This window comes from Domibacillus iocasae (assembly GCF_001750285.1).
In the GTDB taxonomy this organism is placed as follows: domain Bacteria; phylum Bacillota; class Bacilli; order Bacillales; family Domibacillaceae; genus Domibacillus; species Domibacillus iocasae.
In genome coordinates, this window is record NZ_MAMP01000025.1 from 18,433 (window position 1) to 35,208 (window position 16,776).

General features: G+C 45.0%; 19 protein-coding genes and 2 pseudogenes. 15 read left to right on the forward strand and 6 right to left on the reverse strand.

What is annotated here, in order from left to right:
* The first annotated feature begins 200 nt into the window (after positions 1 to 200).
* Positions 201 to 1,115, forward strand: a complete 915-nt coding sequence (locus BA724_RS16875; protein ID WP_069939833.1) for a LysR family transcriptional regulator — start codon at positions 201 to 203, stop codon at positions 1,113 to 1,115.
* Between the two features lie 338 nt (positions 1,116 to 1,453).
* Here BA724_RS16875 and BA724_RS18710 read toward each other — a convergent pair whose 3' ends face one another.
* Together BA724_RS18710 and BA724_RS19265 are read right to left on the reverse strand one after the other, a co-directional pair.
* Positions 1,454 to 1,627, reverse strand: a complete 174-nt coding sequence (locus BA724_RS18710; RefSeq protein WP_169818572.1) for a hypothetical protein — start codon at positions 1,625 to 1,627, stop codon at positions 1,454 to 1,456.
* A 90-nt stretch (positions 1,628 to 1,717) separates the two neighbouring features.
* Positions 1,718 to 1,801 (reverse strand): annotated as a pseudogene (locus BA724_RS19265) (hypothetical protein); the annotation flags it as partial.
* Positions 1,802 to 1,984: 183 nt separating this feature from the next.
* Here BA724_RS19265 and BA724_RS18150 point away from each other — a divergent pair.
* Positions 1,985 to 2,119: pseudogene (locus BA724_RS18150) on the forward strand (ATP-binding protein); the annotation flags it as partial.
* Positions 2,120 to 2,182: 63 nt separating this feature from the next.
* Here the strand turns inward: BA724_RS18150 and BA724_RS16885 are convergent.
* A complete protein-coding gene (locus tag BA724_RS16885; RefSeq protein WP_069939835.1) occupies positions 2,183 to 2,764 on the reverse strand; it encodes an LOG family protein in 582 nt (193 codons plus the stop codon).
* Between the two features lie 247 nt (positions 2,765 to 3,011).
* On the opposite strand from BA724_RS16885, the gene ypfJ reads away from it, so the two are divergent.
* A complete protein-coding gene (gene ypfJ / locus BA724_RS16890; protein WP_069939836.1) occupies positions 3,012 to 3,842 on the forward strand; it encodes a KPN_02809 family neutral zinc metallopeptidase in 831 nt (276 codons plus the stop codon).
* Between the two features lie 181 nt (positions 3,843 to 4,023).
* Complete coding sequence (locus BA724_RS16895) at positions 4,024 to 4,341, forward strand: thioredoxin family protein (protein ID WP_069939837.1); 318 nt, start codon at positions 4,024 to 4,026, stop codon at positions 4,339 to 4,341.
* A 48-nt stretch (positions 4,342 to 4,389) separates the two neighbouring features.
* On the opposite strand, the gene BA724_RS16900 is transcribed toward BA724_RS16895, so the two are convergent.
* Positions 4,390 to 4,821 carry a DUF1284 domain-containing protein gene (locus tag BA724_RS16900; RefSeq protein ID WP_069939838.1) on the reverse strand — a complete coding sequence of 144 codons (432 nt, stop codon included), beginning with the start codon at positions 4,819 to 4,821 and terminating at the stop codon, positions 4,390 to 4,392.
* A 359-nt stretch (positions 4,822 to 5,180) separates the two neighbouring features.
* On the opposite strand from BA724_RS16900, the gene fdhA reads away from it, so the two are divergent.
* From fdhA to BA724_RS16915, 3 genes are all read left to right on the forward strand, one after another.
* Positions 5,181 to 6,398 carry a formaldehyde dehydrogenase, glutathione-independent gene (fdhA, locus tag BA724_RS16905; protein WP_069939839.1) on the forward strand — a complete coding sequence of 406 codons (1,218 nt, stop codon included), beginning with the start codon at positions 5,181 to 5,183 and terminating at the stop codon, positions 6,396 to 6,398.
* 376 nt (positions 6,399 to 6,774) lie between these two features.
* Positions 6,775 to 7,209, forward strand: a complete 435-nt coding sequence (locus tag BA724_RS16910) for a MarR family winged helix-turn-helix transcriptional regulator (protein WP_069939840.1) — start codon at positions 6,775 to 6,777, stop codon at positions 7,207 to 7,209.
* Between the two features lie 121 nt (positions 7,210 to 7,330).
* The gene (locus BA724_RS16915) at positions 7,331 to 8,362 is read left to right on the forward strand and encodes an NADH:flavin oxidoreductase/NADH oxidase (RefSeq protein WP_069939841.1); all 1,032 of its coding nucleotides are present in this window, start codon (positions 7,331 to 7,333) and stop codon (positions 8,360 to 8,362) included.
* Between the two features lie 126 nt (positions 8,363 to 8,488).
* On the opposite strand, the gene BA724_RS18715 is transcribed toward BA724_RS16915, so the two are convergent.
* Positions 8,489 to 8,644, reverse strand: a complete 156-nt coding sequence (locus BA724_RS18715; RefSeq protein ID WP_169818573.1) for a hypothetical protein — start codon at positions 8,642 to 8,644, stop codon at positions 8,489 to 8,491.
* Between the two features lie 406 nt (positions 8,645 to 9,050).
* Between BA724_RS18715 and BA724_RS16920 the strand changes: the two genes are divergently transcribed.
* The 5 genes from BA724_RS16920 (at position 9,051) to gntK (ending at position 13,221) form a co-directional block, all read left to right on the forward strand.
* Positions 9,051 to 9,836, forward strand: a complete 786-nt coding sequence (locus BA724_RS16920) for an enoyl-CoA hydratase (protein WP_245676255.1) — start codon at positions 9,051 to 9,053, stop codon at positions 9,834 to 9,836.
* 73 nt (positions 9,837 to 9,909) lie between these two features.
* Positions 9,910 to 10,629 carry a YebC/PmpR family DNA-binding transcriptional regulator gene (locus tag BA724_RS16925; protein WP_069939842.1) on the forward strand — a complete coding sequence of 240 codons (720 nt, stop codon included), beginning with the start codon at positions 9,910 to 9,912 and terminating at the stop codon, positions 10,627 to 10,629.
* Between the two features lie 141 nt (positions 10,630 to 10,770).
* The gene (locus BA724_RS16930) at positions 10,771 to 11,397 is read left to right on the forward strand and encodes a LysE family translocator (protein ID WP_069939843.1); all 627 of its coding nucleotides are present in this window, start codon (positions 10,771 to 10,773) and stop codon (positions 11,395 to 11,397) included.
* 66 nt (positions 11,398 to 11,463) lie between these two features.
* Positions 11,464 to 11,658: a hypothetical protein gene (locus BA724_RS16935; RefSeq protein WP_069939844.1), complete on the forward strand. Its 195-nt coding sequence runs from the start codon at positions 11,464 to 11,466 to the stop codon at positions 11,656 to 11,658.
* A 15-nt stretch (positions 11,659 to 11,673) separates the two neighbouring features.
* Positions 11,674 to 13,221, forward strand: coding sequence for a gluconokinase (gene gntK / locus BA724_RS16940; protein ID WP_211272245.1), 1,548 nt, complete (start codon positions 11,674 to 11,676; stop codon positions 13,219 to 13,221).
* 219 nt (positions 13,222 to 13,440) lie between these two features.
* Here gntK and BA724_RS16945 read toward each other — a convergent pair whose 3' ends face one another.
* Positions 13,441 to 13,737, reverse strand: a complete 297-nt coding sequence (locus BA724_RS16945) for a hypothetical protein (protein ID WP_069939846.1) — start codon at positions 13,735 to 13,737, stop codon at positions 13,441 to 13,443.
* 158 nt (positions 13,738 to 13,895) lie between these two features.
* Between BA724_RS16945 and BA724_RS16950 the strand changes: the two genes are divergently transcribed.
* From BA724_RS16950 to BA724_RS16960, 3 genes are all read left to right on the forward strand, one after another.
* Entirely contained in the window at positions 13,896 to 14,327 is a 432-nt protein-coding gene (locus BA724_RS16950) for a DnaD domain protein (RefSeq protein ID WP_069939847.1), read from the forward strand.
* A gap of 82 nt (positions 14,328 to 14,409) precedes the next feature.
* Entirely contained in the window at positions 14,410 to 15,579 is a 1,170-nt protein-coding gene (locus tag BA724_RS16955; protein WP_069939848.1) for an MFS transporter, read from the forward strand.
* Positions 15,580 to 15,685: 106 nt separating this feature from the next.
* Positions 15,686 to 16,699, forward strand: a complete 1,014-nt coding sequence (locus BA724_RS16960; RefSeq protein ID WP_069939849.1) for a hypothetical protein — start codon at positions 15,686 to 15,688, stop codon at positions 16,697 to 16,699.
* The last annotated feature ends 77 nt before the right edge of the window (positions 16,700 to 16,776 follow it).

Consider the following 16,776-nt stretch of genomic DNA (forward strand, 5'->3'; position numbering starts at 1 on the left):
GAATCAAAAACGAAAAAAAAAAGCATGACTACCGGTTTTTTTGTGTATGCTTTTTTTACTGCTGGCAGATAGCTTATATGCCAGAATATACGAGAAAAGCTTGTTGTCTTCGTTTCAGATTCTTGTTATAGGCCTGGTTATTTTTTATGGATATGAAGCGTTTTTAAATGTGAAAAATAAAGTAAAGCAGGGGTGAAAAGATGACGCTGCAGCAGTTAAAGTATGTAATTGAAATTGTGCATTGCGGGTCGATTAATGAAGCGGCGCGGCGGCTGTTTTTATCGCAGCCGAGCTTATCCAAAGCGGTAAAGGAGCTTGAGGCAGAGCTCGGAATTACGATTTTTATCCGGACTTCAAAAGGCATTACACTGTCAACAGACGGAGCTGAATTTTTAGGGTATGCGCGGCAGGTGGTGGAGCAGGCGGAGCTGTTAGAAGGGCGGTATTTAAATTCGGCGCCGTCACGGCAGCTGTTTTCCGTATCGACGCAGCACTATGCATTTGCAGTTAATGCGTTTGTGGAAATGATTAAGAAGCACGGCGCGGATGAGTATCAATTTACACTTCGGGAAACACGGACATATGAAATTATTGAGGACGTTAAAAACTTGCGGAGTGAGATTGGCATTTTGTATATTAGTTCGTTTAACGAAAAAGTGATGCGCCAGCTGCTGAAAGATGAACAACTTCTTTTTCACCCGCTATTTGAAGCGGAGCCACATATTTTTGTCAGTACGCAAAACCCGCTGGCCCAAAAAGCATCCGTCACGCTTGAGGATTTGGAAGCATACCCGCGTCTTTCGTTTGAACAGGGGGAATTCAACTCCTTTTATTATGCGGAGGAGATTTTCAGCACGCTGCCGCGCCAAAAAAGCATTCAGGTGAGTGACAGGGCGACGCTGTTTAATTTGCTGATCGGGCTGAATGGCTATACGATTTCCACAGGAATTTTAAGCGAAGATTTAAATGGATCGGACATTGTACCGGTGCCACTTCAAGCAGATGAAGCGATTACAGTCGGCTGGATTGTACATGAAAAAACACAGCTTGGCCGGATGGCGCATGTGTATTTAAAAGAGCTTCAAGCGATCGTCGACCTTTATTTAGCAAAATGATATAACTTTTAGCTATAATAAATGATCATATTTAACCGTTACGCTATATCTTCCATAAACGAGATCGGATTTTTTTCTTTTTGAACGCATCTAAGAACGTTTGGACCGGCAAAAAAAATTTTCTGCCGATGGGAAAGTAAAAGCCGCAATGATCTGTCTTTTTACCAAGGCGCTAGTTCCGTCACTTCCACCATATTGTTAAATGTTCCCACCGGTGTATTGACCAATTTTGATTGTTGAAGTAATAATTAATTCCCCCCGTTCCATTCGGATTGAGGGACCAGGACTGGCCTTCTGTAACCGGATATTTGAGCAGCTGTACGATTGAAACAGGTCTTTCAGATGTTAAATAGCTCGGCGCTGTCTTCACGCTCTACCATCGGGGTTTCCGCTTTAACACCGCCTTCATACGTCTCCTGAACATTCCATCCGTTCGGTTCTGTTTCCGAAAAGGAATAGACAATTGTGCCGACCTCATTCGCGCTGTATCTATATACTTTGTTTTGATCCATTGCGTAACTCGGCTTCTCGACCTTGAATCGGTCATCTAAAGCACGGGCCAAGAAGTCAGAAAATTGAGCGCGCGGCACATTGATATTTGGCTAGAATGTGCCATCCGGGTAACCAGCGGTAATGTTTTCGGCTAAAATGCGCTGGATGTGAACGTAGTCGGCCATACTTGATGAAACATCTGAGAAGAGGTGCCTGCTTCTTTCGCCAGATTAAATGCTCTTGATAAAAAGCTCGCCACCTGACACGCGTAACGGGTTCATATGGCCGGTAGGTGCCATCTGTAAACCGCTGATAATTCCTTTATCAATCGCTGCAACAATATAACCGCTTGCCTGCTGGCTGGTGCCAACATCTGAAAAGGAACCGGACTGGGTCTCATGGTAAGCCTGAGAATTATTAAGGAACACGGCGGCGACATTATGTTTGAAAGTGAGGAAGGAAAAGGGACAACCGTAACGGTGTCTTTGCCGGTACAAGGGAATGAGGGATAGTTGATTATTGAAGAAATAAAGTGAAAAAGCATGTCTTCCATCACAGGGAGCATGCTTTTTCGTTTATACGGTTGTCTCAGTTTCATGTGTTTTGACTGAAGGCAGCGTGTAACTATGAAATGTTTCTATTAATCGCTCGGGCGACTTGTCCACAAGAAGCATCGTCCGGTACTGCTCCGGCAAAAAGCGTTCATCCGTCATATGATCAAAAAAGGAAACGAGCGGGTCAAAATAACGCGCGACGTTTAAAAGGCCAATGGGTTTTTGATGAAGGCCTATCTGTGCCCATGTAAAAACTTCGAAAAACTCTTCCATCGTACCGGCGCCTCCTGGCAGCACAATAAATGCGTCGGCCAGCTCTGCCATTTTTGCTTTTCGCTCGTGCATCGAGCGAACAATGTGCAGCTCGGTTAGCTGTGTGTGGGCAATTTCCCGCTCCTCCAGCAATGTTGGAATAACGCCAATTGCTTCGCCACCATTCTGTAAAACGGCATCGGCGACCGTGCCCATCAACCCGGTACTTGATCCACCGTATACGAGTCCAATCCCTTGCGCTGCTAATGTTTGGCCAAGTAAAGCAGCTCCAGCCTTATATTCTAGCGAGGCCCCGTCGGCCGAGCCGCAAAAAACCGCAATTCGCTTCATTGCACATCCTCATTTCTGTTCAATTTCTGCTTAAATTATACTGCGTTTTACCTTGAAAAAGAATGGAAAGGCATCATCTTTACACAAATGTCATGTGGGTAATTTCACATTAAAACAAAAAGCCGCAACAGCCGAATTTGTTCAATCTTCAGCATTAAAAGAAAATATTTTCCCGCCATCCGTCTAACGATTCACGCCTCTGGGTATAACACTACTACGATAAGAAGTGGACCGAGGAGGACTAACGATGAAATGGCAGGGAAGAAGAGGCAGCTCGAACGTGGAAGACCGCCGGGGTATGGGCGGCAAAGCCATTCTGGGTGGTGGGATTGGCGGAGTTGGCTTAATTTTTGTTCTTATTTTTACGCTGCTTGGCGGCGATCCGTCGCAGCTGCTTGGAACGGACAGCAGCGAGCCATATGTAGAAAAGGAACAGGACCAGGAGCTTGCCCAGTTTGTATCGGTTGTGCTGGCGGATACGGAAGATGTATGGACGGAAGTATTTGAAGAAGAAGGCATGGTATATGAAGAGCCGGTGCTTGTACTGTTTTCGGGCAGTGTGGACTCTGCCTGCGGAACAGCGACATCAGCGGTCGGTCCGTTTTATTGTCCGGGAGACCAACGGCTGTACATTGATTTAAGCTTTTATAAAGAGCTTCAAAATCAATTCCAGGCACCGGGAGACTTTGCGATGGCCTATGTTGTTGCTCATGAAGTCGGTCACCATGTCCAAACATTGCTTGGTACATCACAGAAAGTACACGCCATGCGCAATCGGCTGAGTGAAGAGGAGTACAATGAGTATTCAGTGAAGCTTGAACTGCAGGCTGATTATTACGCGGGTGTGTGGGCACATCATGCTCAAGGGATGAACGTGCTTGAAGAAGGGGATTTAGAAGAAGCACTGACGGCAGCAAGTGCTGTCGGAGATGATACAATTCAAAAACGCGCACAAGGATACGCAGTGCCGGACAGCTTTACACACGGCACATCAGAGCAGCGGAAAAATTGGTTTTACCGTGGTTTTCAATCAGGCAATTTAAAAAATGGCGATACCTTTAATGCAAAAGATTTATAAGGTGTGCTGTGTGGGGCGGTTTATTTAAAATAAGGGCGGTATTGAGCGCTGGGGGCGGAACCGGCTCAAGCATATCAATACCGCCTTTAAAATGAAATACCGCCCCAAGTCTTCTTCTTTTTTCTTTATCCGAAAAAGGCGTATAATAGGTTGTACTTGAAAAAAGCTGGAGGGAACAAAAGTGGAAAAATTACAGTCTATGGAACAATTTGAGCAGTTGAAAAAAGAAGAGCGGATCGTGTTTATATTTTCAGCAGACTGGTGCCCGGACTGCCGGGTTATTGAGCCGATCTTGCCGGCAATTGAAGCGGATTATCCGGAATATCAATTTATTTCTGTAGATCGGGATGAATTCATTGATTTGTGCGGCGAACTGAATGTATTTGGCATTCCAAGCTTTGTGGCGTACCACAATGGAGAAGAAGCGGGCCGTTTCGTCAGCAAAGACCGCAAAACACAGGAAGAAATTGAATCGTTTTTGAATAGCTTGTCTGCTTAATTATAGAACGTATAAACACCGTCTTGAAATAATAGATGGTGTTTATTTTTATTGCTGTAAAATGTTCCCCCGGCGGAGATTTTCAATTCCTTCTTTGCAGACGCCGTATGAAAGCCACGAACAACCTGCGCATATATGATCGAGATCATCCGCCTGAATCTTTTCAGCAGTTAATCGGACCAGATAAGATTTGGAGTAGATACCACCGGGCTGGAGTCCGAGCTTGTTCAACACCCGGCGATCCATTGAAGTAACATGATCTTCTGATTGGGGACCAGCTGCGCATATCGTTCCGCCGTTATGAGGACAGGCGGCGCATGCATCGTCCAGCAACATTTGTACTTGAATAGGGAAATCGATTGTTTCATCACGTATTTCTTTCACAATTTCAGCCATTGTATCGGCAAACGCTTCGCTATAGCCCATTCCTCTGAAACCATGAACACACAAAAGATGGTGTCCGCGTAAGACTCTATTCATGTAAACCATCTCCCTTCTTTTGTTTACATCTTATTATAGCAAATATAGAATCGTCGGATAAAGCTGGCAAAACAAAACAGGGGCTTTGGTCTGCGTTGAGATGGATTAAAAGAAGAATGAGAAAATATTTTGAAATTAAGTAGTCACTTTGTCATTACTTTATGAAAAAGAGGGTATTCAAATAGGGTGGGAAATTTAAAATGGTATTTTTAAGGAGGGAGACAAACCGTTTTTACACGAAATGTGGTAAACAAGCCGCTGGTCATTTCTATGTTACTTTATTTAATGAAAGCGCTTTAAAAGATTATTCGTTCGTGTAATAAATTCACGGAAAATAACATAACAAAGGGGATTTTTAAATGACAGGTAATCGGGCAATTGCGTATATTGAACCGGGAAAAGTACAGGTCCAGGATATTTCGTATCCTGATTTAGTTTTGCGGGACGGCCCAGGGGTTAATCCGCTTAACGTTGGGCGCAAGTGTGATCATGGCGTTATTTTAAAAGTGGTCACCACAAATATTTGTGGAAGCGATCAGCATATGGTTCGCGGAAGAACGACTGCGCCGAGCGGACTCATATTGGGGCATGAAATTACCGGAGAGGTAATCGAAGTTGGCCGCGATGTGGAATTTATTAAAAAAGGGGATCTGGTTTCTGTACCATTCAATATCGCGTGTGGACGCTGCCGCAGCTGTAAGGAGCGGGACACGCACATTTGTGAAAATGTGAATCCGGATCGCCCAGGTTCCGCTTATGGGTATGTGGACATGGGCGGCTGGGTTGGCGGCCAATCTGAATATGTCATGGTTCCTTATGCTGATTTCCAGCTGCTGAAGTTTCCGGATAAAGATCAGGCGATGGAAAAAATTCTTGATTTAACGATGCTGTCTGATATTTTTCCGACCGGGTATCATGGTGCGGTAAGCGCAGGTGTTAGAACAGGCTCAACGGTGTATGTCGCAGGTGCGGGACCGGTTGGGCTGGCCGCGGCTCATTCAGCGCAGCTGCTCGGTGCCTCTGTTGTCATTGTGGGAGACTTAAACAGTGAACGGCTGGAACAGGCAAGAAGCTTTGGCTGTGAGACGGTCAACTTAAAAGAACATCCGAATTTAGATGAGCAAATTGCCGAAATTTTAGGTGTGCCGGAAGTAGACTGTGCGATTGACTGTGTCGGGTTTGAAGCACATGGGCACGGAGAGTCCGCCGGGGAAGCGCCTGCTGCCGTATTAAATTCGATTATGGAAGTGACTCGCGCAGGGGGGCGTCTCGGTATTCCTGGGTTATATGTAACCGGTGATCCGGGTGCAGCCACTGAGGATGCAAAGCATGGGACATTAAAAGTGCGATTAGGGCTGGGCTGGGCGAAGGCGCATACTTTTGTAACGGGTCAAACACCAGTTATGAGGTATCACCGGGATTTAATGAATTCTATCTTAAGCGGCAGGGCACAAATCGCAAAAGCGGTTAATGCTACAATTATTTCGCTGGATGAAGCCCCGGCCGCTTATGCCGAATTTGATCAAGGGGCGTCAAAGAAGTTTGTCATTGACCCACATAATTCTGTCAGGAAATAGATGGTTAAAAGGTGTTTACGCTTAGCCGAAAAGGGCTGGATGAATAAAACTGGCAGATGAAATCGCCTTTTCAGTACAATTTATCCGTTGAAATGATTAAAAAATTGTATACAAAAAAACTCAGTAAAAAGATGGATTGCCTCCGAAAAAGAGGCAGTCCTTTTTTATAAAAAGAAAAGGAACATTTTTTGATTCATGGGTGACCGTATGACATTGGTCATGACAACGGAAATAAAGAGGGAGTGGGATTTTTTTCTTGTAACCGATTGTGGGAGAAATAATTTTTCGTATAATGAAAGAGCATACTAAACGTAGTATAATGGGAGAAACCTTTCACATTGGGACGATTATTTACACAGAAATAGGTGAATGCCAGATGGGAAATGAGCAGAATACCTCGCTGTTTAAAGGATGGCTCGGCCTGACCGCTATTCAGGCTACGGTTGCACGGGAGTTGGAGCGGGCGCTTCAGGAACAGCACCAGCTTTCATTAAATGAATGTTATGTGCTGCTGTTTTTATCAGAAGCAACGGAGAAGAAATTGAAGTTGTATCAGCTGCAGGATATGGTAGGTTTAAGCCAAAGTGCGCTGTCCCGCCTCGTAAACCGGCTGGAAAAAAGGAACTGCCGCGTTGTCAGGAGGCATAGCTGCGAAGATGATCGTCGTGCTATTTACGCGTCTCTTACGGAAGAAGGAGAAGCAGAACTTAAAGCGGTTTTACAGACATTTTGTGCGACACTTGAAACAGCTTTTTCTACTCAATCCATTCAAAACGATGTTCAGTCAACAATCCAGCAGTTGAAAAGATGAGCATGTTTAAAAGCTTTCCAGCCGGGGAAAGCTTTTTTTGTGAGGTCGTTTCTTTGACAGTGACAAAGAGAGATGATAATTTATATGCATGTGCATACATATATTAAAGGAGCTGAATGAAATGAACCATTTATTTACGCCTTATACAATTAAAGGGCTTGAACTGAAAAACCGTGTCGTGATGCCCCCGATGTGTCAATATTCGGTGACTGAAAAAGATGGGATTGCAAATGATTGGCACTATTTCCATTATGTAAGCCGTGCAATTGGCGGCACCGGTTTTATTATTATTGAAATGACCGATATCGAACCGGACGGCCGTATTACCGATTATGATTTAGGTTTATGGTCAGACGAACAAATCCCGGCGCTGAAGCGTATTATTGACGCTATCCATGCCCACGGTGCAAAAGTGGCGATTCAAATCGCACATGCCGGCCGTAAAGCAGAAGATGCGGCTGAGCCGGTTGCACCATCTGCTATTGCGTTTGATGAAAATTCGAAAACACCAAGAGCTCTTTCAACTGACGAAGTAAAAGGAATGGTAGAGAAATTCCGTGCTTCTGTCCGCCGCGCTGTCGAAGCGGGCGTAGATGCGATCGAGCTTCATGGGGCACACGGCTACCTCATCCACCAATTCCAGTCGCCGTTTACAAATAAACGGACGGATGAATATGGACAGGAGTTAACGAAATTCGGCAAAGAAGTCATCGAAGCTGCAAAAAGTGAAATGCCGGCGGATATGCCGCTCATTATGCGCATATCCGCTAAGGAATACGTTGAAGGCGGATACGGCATCGAGGAAAGCATTGCTTTTTCAAAAGAATATCAGGCGGCGGGTGTCGATATGTTCCACATTAGTGCAGGCGGTGAAGGACAGATCGCGGCACATGGACGCCCGGGTACGCACGCGGCTTACCAGGTGCCATTGGCACGGGAAATTAAAGAAGCTCTTAACGTACCAGTAATCGCTGTCGGCCGTTTGGATGAACCTATTCTGGCAAACGCAGTGATCGGCAATGAAGAAGCAGACCTTGTGGCAGTTGGAAGAGGCATGCTTAGAAATCCATACTGGACGCTTGAAGCGGCAGTGAAGTTAAATAAAGAAGTCGATATTCCGAAGCAGTATGTGAATGGATTTCCAGGGAAATAAAAGAGTTCGCTAAATTGAAAATAAGCGTTTGGGCCAGTGAAATAGTAATTAGCCCAAACGCTTATTATTTTGCCTTTTTCCATGAGCCACGTCTCTAAAGAGTGACCCATATCACAAAAACCAGTTTCATCCCCATTGTGACGGTTTCTTTTGTGTGAGGATCATTTTGGCCTGCTTCTTTTCACGAGAGCCGAAATGGCGGCGGCGCACGGCTTCGCGTTCCATGTAGCAGGCGCCGAGCTCGTTTCTGCCGCTTTGCGGCTGCACCGATCTCATCTCCACTGGAGTCTGCACCGCACACCCGCCGCCTCTGCTTTTTCATGAGTGATGTAAAAAAGCAAGGATGATTTAGTGACAATCGTGGCGCCAATAAAAAGCGGAAACTCCCCAGCTTGAATACGCGCTGCTCTTCAAAACGACAGACATTCTCTACAAGACCGACCCATTCCTGCAAAAATAAAGTGTAATTTGGAAGAGCTGATCCAGAACAAATCGATGATCGCCCCTGCATCTATACGAAATGCATTAGCTCAAATAGTCATTGCTTTCTAAAGTAAGAATCTTTGTTCAATTTATATTCATTTAAAATATATGTCAATTATTATAATTAAAATAATGAATGGAGATTCACATTTTTTCCTGTACAATGGAATGGAAGCGTTATTATTTTGATGGGAGTGAAGCTGTAGTGGAAAACTTTTCTTTAATTAACGTAAAGATAATAAAAAGTGTGGCGTATGTAACCATCGAAAATCCGCCGGTGAATGCGCTGAATGAGACGGCACTTCAGGAAATGGAACGGTGTATTGATCAGTTAAATAGTGATTCGTCTGTAAAAGCTGTTATTTTAACAGGCACGGGTGCTTTTTTTATTGCCGGGGCAGACATTAAAGAATTCACTCATTTGTTTGAACAGGAAGAACTCGCGGAACAAGCAGCGTTCAAAGGCCAGGCGCTTTACAATAAAATTGAACAATCTGAAAAACCGATTATTGCGGTTATTAACGGCGCGTGCCTTGGCGGCGGGCTGGAGCTGGCGATGAGCTGCCATATGCGGATTGCGGCACATGAAGCGAAACTCGGCCTTCCGGAAACGAAGCTTGGTATTATTCCGGGATACGGTGGAACACAGCGTCTTGCCCGGTTAACGAACACAGCGAAAGCGTTGGAACTTATTTTAACCGGCCGGTTTATCGATGGGCGGGAGGCTGAAAAAATTGGATTGGTAAATCATTCTGTCGATGCGGATCAGCTTCTCCAAAAAGCGGCGGAAATTGCGGAATCTATTACTCAAAAAAGCAGCTTATCTGTAAAAGCAGCACTGGAATCTGTTTTAACTGGTATCGACCTGCCGCTTGATGAAGGGCTGGCACTTGAAGCGAAACATTTTGGAAAACTATTTGGTACAGAAGATACAAAAGAAGGCGTCAGCGCATTTATTGAAAAACGCCCGGCCGCGTTTAAAGATCGGTAAACCCGCTTTGTGCCACACACATCGTTTGATGTATAATAAATACAGATTGATAAATGGAAAGCGAGTGTTCAATGTGGGACGTAAGTGGAATAATATTAAAGAAAAAAAAGCGTCAAAAGACGCGAATACAAGCCGCATTTATGCCAAGTTCGGACGTGAAATTTACGTAGCGGCAAAGCAGGGTGAACCGAATCCGGAAAGCAACCAGGCGCTTCGGATGGTGCTTGAACGTGCAAAAACGTACAGCGTACCGAAAACGATCATTGACCGGGCGATTGAAAAAGCCAAAGGCGGCGCAGAAGAAAACTATGATGAGCTTCGGTATGAAGGATTTGGGCCAAGCGGCTCGATGGTGATTGTCGACGCGTTAACAAACAATGTGAACCGGACTGCGTCTGATGTGCGCGCGGCATTTGGAAAAAACGGCGGCAACATGGGTGTCAGCGGCTCGGTAGCGTATATGTTTGACGCAACAGCTGTTTTTGGCCTTGAAGGAAAAACAGCGGATGAAGTTCTGGAGCTGTTAATGGAAGCGGATATTGACGTGCGCGACGTTCTTGAAGAAGAGGAAGCGGTCATCGTTTATGCGGAACCGGATCAATTTCACTCGGTGCAGGAAGCGCTGAAAGAAGCAGGCGTGACAGAATTTACGGTTGCGGAATTAACGATGCTTGCACAAAATGATGTGACATTATCAGAAGACGATCAGGAACAGTTTGAAAAAATGATCGATGCGATTGAAGATTTAGAAGACGTTCAGCAAGTGTATCACAACGTTGATTTAGGGGAGTAAGAGGAGAAGCAGCGCCATATCGGGCAGCTGCTTTTTGCTTTAGCCAAAAACGCTTTAGTAAGATGAACTGGATTATTTTGGGTTATTCCTGCTATGATTAAAAGAAAGGCTCTTTATTAAAATAGGATGCGGGGATACGATATGTTTGATTTTTCTACAATACTGACATTTGTGGCGGTTGTCATTGGCCTGTTTTTAATTCCGGGTCCTGCTGTTTTACTGACAGTGGCGCGGACGATTCAAAGCGGACGAAAAGCGGGAATCATTACGGGGCTTGGAATTGCGGCCGGTGATTTTATTCATACCATTTTTGCAGCAGTCGGGCTGTCGGCTGTTTTAATGACCTCAGCTTCCGCATTTAACGCTGTGAAGCTGGCCGGTGCGGTTTACTTGTTTTATATAGGTGTCCGCGCGGTATTAACAAAAGCATCAAGTTCGAAAATGGAAAAAGCATCATCTGCTTCAACGAGCCGCTTATTCAGTCAGGCGATCTTAGCAGAAATGCTGAATCCAAAAACAGCGTTGTTTTTTCTCGCTTTTTTGCCGCAATTTGTTGATCCGGCGCGCGGGGCATCTATTTTTCAATTTTTGGCGCTGGGTGCCATTTTTGTGTTGCTGGGTATTATTTACACGACAATAATTGCACTGGCAATCAATTCGATCAGCCACCGGGCAAAACGTTTTTCCTGGCTGAACCGGGGCGGTAATAAAGTGATTGGCGCCATTTATATCGGTCTTGGAGTTAAAGTCGCGTTTCAAGGAAGGTAACAAAAAAAGAGATGTTTTTATGCTTTGGCATAGAATCATCTCTTTTTTTGTAATAGTCTGCTCTGTATGAACTACATGGATGTAGAAGAAAAAGAACATGATAAAGATCTTCCTGGCTTTGGCTTGGCTGCTTTTTTCATTATGATTCTACTCGTCTCGATTTTGTTGAATAAGGTTTCCGGTGTATTATTAGAAGAAGGAAACATTGGCTGGCTTTGTCGGTTGTGCGGTTGTGCGGTTGTGCTTATTATTGGCTATTAAAGAAAGGGTGTATGGATGATGGGATTTTTATATATGATGGGGATTGATATTGGCACGACGAGCACAAAAGCCGTTATCTTTAAAAAGGACGGGACGTTTGTGCACCGGGCCGGGGTGGAATATCCGCTCCATACGCCGGAGCCTTCCGCTGCGGAGCAGGATCCGGATGTGATCTTTCGGGCTGCGCTGACGTCGATCCGTACATGTATAGAAGAAAGCGATGTACCGGAAAAGGATATCGGCTTTCTATCCTTTTCATCCGCCATGCACAGCGTTATTGCGGTGGACGCGGAAGGGCGGCCGCTGACGCCGTCTATTACGTGGGCAGACAGCCGCAGCACGAAATGGACGGAAAAGCTTAAGAACGAGTGGGATGGACACGAGATTTATATGCGGACAGGGACACCCATTCATCCGATGGCGCCTTTATCGAAAATTATTTGGCTTCGCGAAGAATTTCCAGACCTTTTTCGGCAAGCGTTGAAATTTATTTCGATTAAAGAATACATTTTTTATCGGCTGTTCGGTGACTATCTGATCGATTATTCGATTGCTTCCGCAACAGGAATGTTCAACCTTGAAACACTGGATTGGGATAAAGAAGCGCTGCGCATCGCTGGTATTGGTGCTGAGCGATTGTCAAAGCCCGTTTCAACAACACATATTGTCCATGGCATCACACCGGGGTTCGCGGTGGAAGCAGGGATTCGGGCAGACATGCCGGTTGTAATCGGTGCGAGCGATGGGGTGCTCTCGAATCTTGGAACGGGTGCTGTGAAACCAGGTGACGTTGCCATTACAATTGGAACGAGCGGTGCGATCCGTGCAGTCACAAACAAACCGGTTACCGATCCGAAAGGGCGCATTTTCTGTTATGCACTGACGGAAGATCATTGGGTCATTGGCGGGCCGGTGAATAACGGCGGCATGATTTTTCGCTGGGTGCGGGATGAATTGGGCGCTGCAGAAACAGAAGCGGCGAAACGTCTTGGAAAAGATCCATATGATATGCTGACGGAAATTGCCGCGCGTATCCCGGCGGGAAGCGAAGGTCTCCTGTTCCATCCGTATTTCTCCGGTGAACGGGCGCCGCTTTGGAATGCGGATGCACGCGGGTCATTTTTTGGACTCGCGCTGCACCATAAAAAAGAGCATATGATCCGCGCCGTGCTTGAAGGGATTTTGTATAACCTGTATACGGTGCTACTGGCATTGGAAGAGCTGACAGGCGAGCCACAGCGCATTCTGGCGACCGGCGGCTTTGCGCAGTCTGACTTTTGGCGCCAAATGATGTCCGATGTGTTTGACCATCCTGTGATCGTGCCCGAAAGCTTTGAAAGCTCCTGCTTTGGCGCCGTTTTACTCGGCTTGTATGGACTGGGGGAAATTGATTCGCTCGATGTTGCCGCAGATGCAAGCGGTACTGTGTTTGAGCACGTACCAAATAAAGCGAACAGCGATGTCTATCGCGAATTAATTCCGTCTTTTATCCGGGTTGCCAGATTTTTAGAGCCGGAATATAAAATAATCGCTGATTTTCAGCGTAAGTTGTCCTCGAAATGAGGGCAGCTTTTTTATATAAAAAACTGCCTCAGCGATTGAGGCAGTGCAAAATGTAGACAAAGTCAGAAAGAAGGCTGATTGAAAACGTTTGTCTTTCCAGGAACGCCGCCGTGCGGGAAGCGTTTATGGGTCATGAGCATTCATGCAAGGCAAGTGACGCCAAAAACGAGCGTTTGTCAACAGCCTGAACTGCCTCAATGAGTGAGACAGTGGTATTAATTATGCATGTTTCCATTGCGTGGATTCGCCTGATTTTGGGCAGGAAGGGAACGTATCGCCCGGTGCTAATTCCACTCGATCGCCATCTTCGTCAACGTACGTGTCCGTCTCTGTTACTTGATCACCAGTATTGTGCACGTGAGCAGCGTGGCGCCATGTTGTTGGCTCATTCATATCCGGACAAACCGGAAATTGTTCGCCTTTTTGCAGGTCTACTCTTTTTCCGGCTGCACAAATATACGTGCCTGTTTCCTGTACCGTTTCATCCGTATGGTGGAGATCATGTGTCGTATTCATGTGAAAAACCCTTTCTTTTTTTAATTTAAATGATTGTTGTTAGTCTACATTAGCCGGTAATAGAAAAGTTCAAACATTTTTACTCGAAATAAGGCTTTAGAAACGAAAAGGCAGGGAAAGAGAGAAGATAACCATTATTTAAAAGGAGGGTCTTTTTTATGGCCAGCCACAGTGCTGCTGCATACTTTAAAAGCATTCATCCCCGTCAAATGATTATGCATACCACAGGGAAGGACTCAGTATCAAAAATGGATATGACCGTAATAGCAGATTTGAATAAGCGGTATCACTTGCCGGATGAAGTCGTGAATGTTCTCGTCCAGTATATACTGCTGGCGTCCTTATCATTAAGTCATCCTTCTCTTTTTAAGATTGCCATGCACTGGAGCAGAATGAACGTGGCAACCGCTGAGCAGGCGATGAACCTTGTGAAAAAAGAACATGCAAAATATAAAACGCTCTGGATGACAGACATTCTTCATTCAAAAAAGAAAACAGGCATTACCGTTGAGATGATTCGAGGGGCCGCCTACAGCAATTTAACGAATGAGCAGCTAGGGGCGTATATTCGGGAGTTGTTTTCTCGCTGAATGAGGTTCCAATTTTTTAATGATCAAAAGCAGCTGTTCCGTGTAAAATGAATATATTCCTTATGCGCGGAGGATAAATGAAATGAAACAATCAAAATGGAGTGCATTAAGCTGGATTTCGACTGCGGTTTTATTTGCCTTAAGCCTTTGGTTCAGCGCCTCAGTCGTTATTGATGAATTAACAAAGGTATGGGGGCTGACGGATGCAGCGAAACCTTGGATATCCGCAGCCGTGCCGGCAGGGTTTACAGCAGGGGCATTAGCCAGCTCCTATTTTGGCTTGGCAGACCGGTTTAATGCGCGAAAGTTATTTATCGCGTCCGCTTTGGCGGGGGCGCTGCTCAATAGCATGCTTTTATTTGTAGACAGTGCCTTTCAAGGTGTATCTCTGCGCTTTTTGACCGGTGCGGCACTTGCGGGCGTTTATCCGACCGCTGTGAAAGTACTGACGCTTTGGTTTCCGAAGCAGCGGGGACTTGCAATCGGCATTGTGATCGGTGCGTTAACGCTCGGTTCGGCACTGCCGCACATGCTTGCGCTGATTGTGTCAGACGTAAATTGGAAAATTGTGATTGGTATGAGCTCGGGGTTATCCGCGTTGGCAGCATTGATCATGATCAGTTTTGTAAAAGATGCACCTCAGCAAGGAACACCGTCTGTTTTTTCATTTAATATGATCAGCAAAGTCGTCCGCAATAAGCCTGTCATGCTGGCGAACTACGGCTACTTTGGCCACATGTGGGAATTGTATGCGATGTGGACTTGGCTGCCGCTTTTTCTGGCAGCGGGCGGCTTGATGCGCTCGTCCTTGTTTTCCTTTTTAGCGATTGGTCTGGCTGGTGCGGCTGGCTGTATAGCTGGGGGGTTATTAGCAGACAAAATAGGACGAGGCCGTTTGACGATTTGGTCCATGGGCATTAGCGCTTTTTGCTCAATCTTGATTGGGTTTGTGTTTAGGCATTCGACCGTTTTGACAATTATCATTGCGATAATTTGGGGATTTTCCATTATTGCGGATTCCGCCCAGTTTTCCGCGGCAGTTTCTGAATTTGCAGAAGTAGAATATGTGGGCACTGCATTAACATTCCAAATGAGCATCGGCTTTTTAATTACGATTATATCGATTAACCTTATTTCTTTTCTGCAGCCTTATATGGGATGGGAAAGAGTCTTTATTATACTGGGCATCGGGCCCATTTTAGGCATGATTTCGATGGCTAAATTTAGACAGTATGAACAAAGATATCTTTAAAGCCACCTGATTTCCGCTTTATTCAATTAATGTTCATTTATGTAATAGATATTGTTTCTTTCCATACGATAAACTAAAAGAAAGCGTTTTTTTAGGGGAAGATAAAATGGTTTACCGGCCCGTACGATATCCTTATTGGGCTATTGCTTTTCTAATTCTCGTGCTTACAAGCAACATGCTGCTCTACCGGCCGGCTGTTCAAGAATTTTTTTCAATCCAAATTGAAAGCGGCATTGCCATCGTTTCTCTTATTGATCTCGTGATCATAGCTCCTGTTATAGCTTATTTTGTATTTAACCTGTCCGTGAAACAAATGATTGGGCTGATGGTCACTGGACTGATCGCTGCAAGGTTGCTCATACCGGTTGAATATTTTGCTCCGTATAAAGGGATTTTATATGCAGGTATTGCAGCGGAGGGACTTTTGCTTGTCATGGAAGTTGGCCTGCTTTTTTATGTGCTGCGCAAAATACCGTTAATTCGGAAGAAAATGCGCGGAACAGCCGCTATCTATTCGATGCTCCCTGCAGTTGAAAAAGCAGCAGGAAATAATAAACTTGTCACTATTGTTGTATCTGAATTTTTGATGATTTATTACGCATTTTTCGCATGGAGGAAAAAAGCGCCGTCACATGATGATGTTGTCACGATGCATATGAAAACGAGCGCGATCGCCATGAATATGATGCTCATCCATGCCATTGTTATTGAAACGATCGGTATTCACTGGTGGCTGCATGAAAAATCAATATGGATTTCTATCGTTTTACTTGTATTAAATGTATATTCTGTTATTTTCTTTCTAGCAGAAACACAAGTGATCGGGCTGAATCCTATTGAAATAAAAGAAGGAAAATTATACGCAGCGCAAGGGTTAACAAAATGTATTATTGTTCCGCTTGAGAAGGTTAAAGAAGTAAAATGGGGCGCCAAACCGCATAAAGAAGTCCTGGAATTTATTTTGAAAGATTTTGAGCCTTTAGAAGTGCAAGTTGTTATTACACTCCGTGAACCGTTGGAAGCCACTATGTTTATGGGAAGCAAAAAAGCGGTAACAGAACTTGCACTGCGTGTAGACGAGCCGGAGAAATTAAAACAGCTGCTTCAAAAAGAGATGTAACGAGCACCTGCAGCGAGTATTTATCACTAGGACTTTAATATTCTTTGTAAGAAATGAACATAATTTAGGTTGTTTTA